Annotated in this window: 1 protein-coding gene and 15 tRNA genes; all 16 read right to left on the reverse strand. The window is 47.5% G+C overall.

Annotation, left to right across the window (positions count from 1 at the left end):
* The coding region (locus DI44_RS0117290; RefSeq protein ID WP_128723158.1) for a tyrosine-type recombinase/integrase at positions 1–695 on the reverse strand (695 nt) is incomplete at its 3' end.
* Positions 696–829: 134 nt separating this feature from the next.
* Positions 830–913 (reverse strand) — tRNA-Leu (locus DI44_RS02665).
* 62 nt (positions 914–975) lie between these two features.
* Positions 976–1,049, reverse strand: a tRNA-Cys gene (locus tag DI44_RS02660).
* Positions 1,050–1,058: 9 nt separating this feature from the next.
* A tRNA-Gly gene (locus tag DI44_RS02655) sits at positions 1,059–1,130 on the reverse strand.
* Between the two features lie 5 nt (positions 1,131–1,135).
* Positions 1,136–1,210, reverse strand: a tRNA-Gln gene (locus DI44_RS02650).
* A gap of 15 nt (positions 1,211–1,225) precedes the next feature.
* A tRNA-His gene (locus DI44_RS02645) sits at positions 1,226–1,298 on the reverse strand.
* Between the two features lie 17 nt (positions 1,299–1,315).
* Positions 1,316–1,389, reverse strand: a tRNA-Trp gene (locus tag DI44_RS02640).
* A gap of 9 nt (positions 1,390–1,398) precedes the next feature.
* A tRNA-Tyr gene (locus DI44_RS02635) sits at positions 1,399–1,483 on the reverse strand.
* Between the two features lie 6 nt (positions 1,484–1,489).
* Positions 1,490–1,565: transfer RNA gene (locus tag DI44_RS02630), tRNA-Thr, on the reverse strand.
* A gap of 307 nt (positions 1,566–1,872) precedes the next feature.
* Positions 1,873–1,948 (reverse strand) — tRNA-Phe (locus tag DI44_RS02625).
* 48 nt (positions 1,949–1,996) lie between these two features.
* Positions 1,997–2,072, reverse strand: a tRNA-Asp gene (locus DI44_RS02620).
* 5 nt (positions 2,073–2,077) lie between these two features.
* A tRNA-Met gene (locus DI44_RS02615) sits at positions 2,078–2,154 on the reverse strand.
* Between the two features lie 294 nt (positions 2,155–2,448).
* A tRNA-Val gene (locus DI44_RS02610) sits at positions 2,449–2,524 on the reverse strand.
* A gap of 9 nt (positions 2,525–2,533) precedes the next feature.
* Positions 2,534–2,605: transfer RNA gene (locus DI44_RS02605), tRNA-Glu, on the reverse strand.
* Positions 2,606–2,619: 14 nt separating this feature from the next.
* A tRNA-Ser gene (locus DI44_RS02600) sits at positions 2,620–2,710 on the reverse strand.
* Between the two features lie 4 nt (positions 2,711–2,714).
* A tRNA-Asn gene (locus DI44_RS02595) sits at positions 2,715–2,789 on the reverse strand.
* Positions 2,790–3,010: the final 221 nt, after the last annotated feature.

A 3,010-nucleotide genomic window follows, 5' to 3' on the forward strand; every position in this document is an offset into this window, starting at 1 on the left:
TGGATAATCAACACGCCTGTCATTTTATCTTGAATAGGAACAAAACGTTCGAAACCCCCTTTTGTGTTTCGAATGCGGATGACTTTTTGTTCCCAAATGATATCCGTTGTTTTTATCCCCACCAATTCATTTACTCGAACTCCCGTTTCCAACAGCAACATCATAATCGTATAATCCCTTAAACCTACAAACGTACGAAGGTCGCATTCTTTAAATAAAGCCTTTATCTGCTGATTATCAAATGTTTCTACAATCCTTTTTCTATCCTTCAACAATTTGATGTCTTTCATCGGATTGCTTTTTATGAGATTTCGTCCTTCCAAAAAGTTAAAGAACGCCCTCATGGCTCGCAAACGGGAATTGATACTGACTGTCTTAAGACCTTTTTCTTTCATGTATATAATGACATTTCGCTTAATGGTTTCTCCTGTCCATTCACTTACACGCAACTCGATTTCTTGCTCTTTCAGCAGTTTTACAAATGCGTTTAACTCACTGCGATAATATTTAATCGTATGTTCCCGCAAATTTCTTAGTTCGCAATCCTCAATAAATATCTCTAACAATTCCTCAAATGTGTATTCAATTTCTCTGATATCGTCAGATATTAGCAACAACTCCTCACGACTCAACTCTCCTCTTCTTCCTCTCTTGCTCTTTCTCTGCAATTCTCTCTCATTTTCTATTCTTCCCACTTTCCATTTCACCTCACCGAACACGATTGTACGCACACGATTTTCTTTTCTCGAATCGTATTCGGTAAATAAAAAACAAGGGATTTCACTTACGTGAAACCCCTTGTCCCTAAAAGCCTTCTCCCTATTTTCGATGCCGATGGTGGGAGTCGAACCCACACTCCCTCACGGGAACACGATTTTGAGTCGTGCGCGTCTGCCAATTCCGCCACATCGGCGCGACAATTAACAATTTACCAAATCATCTTTCAACTGTCAACACTTTTTTATTCATTAGATATGGAGGCGGCACCCGGATTCGAACCGGGGGTAAAGGTTTTGCAGACCTCTGCCTTACCACTTGGCTATGCCGCCTTGATCGAGAGCGGAAGACGGGACTCGAACCCGCGACCCCCACCTTGGCAAGGTGGTGTTCTACCACTGAACTACTTCCGCATCCGTGGCTGGGGTAGCTGGATTCGAACCAACGCATCACGGAGTCAAAGTCCGTTGCCTTACCGCTTGGCTATACCCCAACGTTGTAAGTGAAGGGCGACTAGTGGGAATCGAACCCACGCATGCCAGAGCCACAATCTGGTGCGTTAACCACTTCGCCATAGTCGCCATAATCATGATAGGAATGGCAGGGGCAGTAGGAATCGAACCCACACCGGAGGTTTTGGAGACCTCTGTTCTACCATTAAACTATGCCCCTTTGTTAAAATGGTGGAGGGGGACGGATTCGAACCGCCGAACCCAAAGGGAGCGGATTTACAGTCCGCCGCGTTTAGCCACTTCGCTACCCCTCCAAGGAATGGTGCCGACTGCAGGACTTGAACCCGCAACCTACTGATTACGATTCAGTTGCTCTACCAATTGAGCTAAGTCGGCATAAAACAAATGCAAGAAGGTGGCTCATTGTTGTGCTCTGTGCCTCTTCCTCTACAAGCTGATTCGAGGAAGCAGGATGCGTCGAGGCAACTCGAAGCCGACTCGACGAAGCAAGTGCTCGTCTCTACCAATTGAGCTAAGTCGGCATAATTATGATATAAATCGTGGCTCATTGTTCATTTGTTGTGTCCCTTCCTCTACCAGCCAATTCGAAGAAGCTGGGTGCGTCGGGACAACTCGCAATCGATTCGATGAAGCGGATGCTCGTCTCTGCCAATAGAGCTAAGTCAGCTTGCTATCAATTATATGGTGGCTCGGGACGGAATCGAACCGCCGACACAAGGATTTTCAGTCCTTTGCTCTACCGACTGAGCTACCGAGCCGTATTTCACCGATCACATGATTCGTTGCATCATGCATTTTTGGAAAGATGGCGGTCCCGACGGGACTCGAACCCGCGATCTCCTGCGTGACAGGCAGGCATGTTAACCACTACACTACGGGACCAATTTTGGTTGCGGGGGCAGGATTTGAACCTGCGACCTTCGGGTTATGAGCCCGACGAGCTACCGGACTGCTCCACCCCGCGACGATAGAAAATGAACTTATTTCGATCATACACTGAGTATCGGTTTAAATATTTATTGCCTCTTCCTCTGCCAGCTGATTCAAAGATGCTCGGTGCGTCGAGGCAACTCGAAGCGGATTCGATGAAGCAAAGGCTCGTTGCCCCACCCCGCGATGATAAGAAAGTAAGTTGATATTCACAATGCTTTTGGTGTTGTTGTCCGTTGCCTCTTCCTCTACAAGTTGATTCAAAGATGCTGGATGCGTCGGGACAACTCGCGATGAATGAGAAAGCAAGTCAGCTTTTATATTAAGATGGTGGAGGATGACGGGATCGAACCGCCGACCCCTTGCTTGTAAGGCAAGTGCTCTCCCAGCTGAGCTAATCCTCCACAAAGAAGTGACCCGTACGGGATTCGAACCCGTGTTACCGCCGTGAAAGGGCGGTGTCTTAACCACTTGACCAACGGGCCATGCTGATGGATCATGGCGGAGAGCAAGGGATTCGAACCCTTGAGGCGCTATTCACGCCTACACGATTTCCAATCGTGCTCCTTCGACCACTCGGACAGCTCTCCACGATGGCTCCGCAGGCAGGATTCGAACCTGCGACCAATCGGTTAACAGCCGATTGCTCTACCACTGAGCTACTGCGGAATCATAACGACGGTCAATTCTCCCAACAAGATGTCCTGCCTCTTCCTCTGCCAGCCGATTCAAAGAAGCTGGATGCGTCGAGGCAACTCGCAGTTCATCCGATGATGCAAATGCTCGTCACTGAGCTGCTGCGAAATGACATCTCTTTAGACATTTACTATTATAATGATTCGCGCTGAGCTGTCAAGAGTTTTTTCATTCCTTCAAAACTAGATAACCGT

It is taken from the genome of Geobacillus sp. CAMR5420 (genome assembly GCF_000691465.1).
Classification (GTDB): domain Bacteria; phylum Bacillota; class Bacilli; order Bacillales; family Anoxybacillaceae; genus Geobacillus; species Geobacillus thermoleovorans.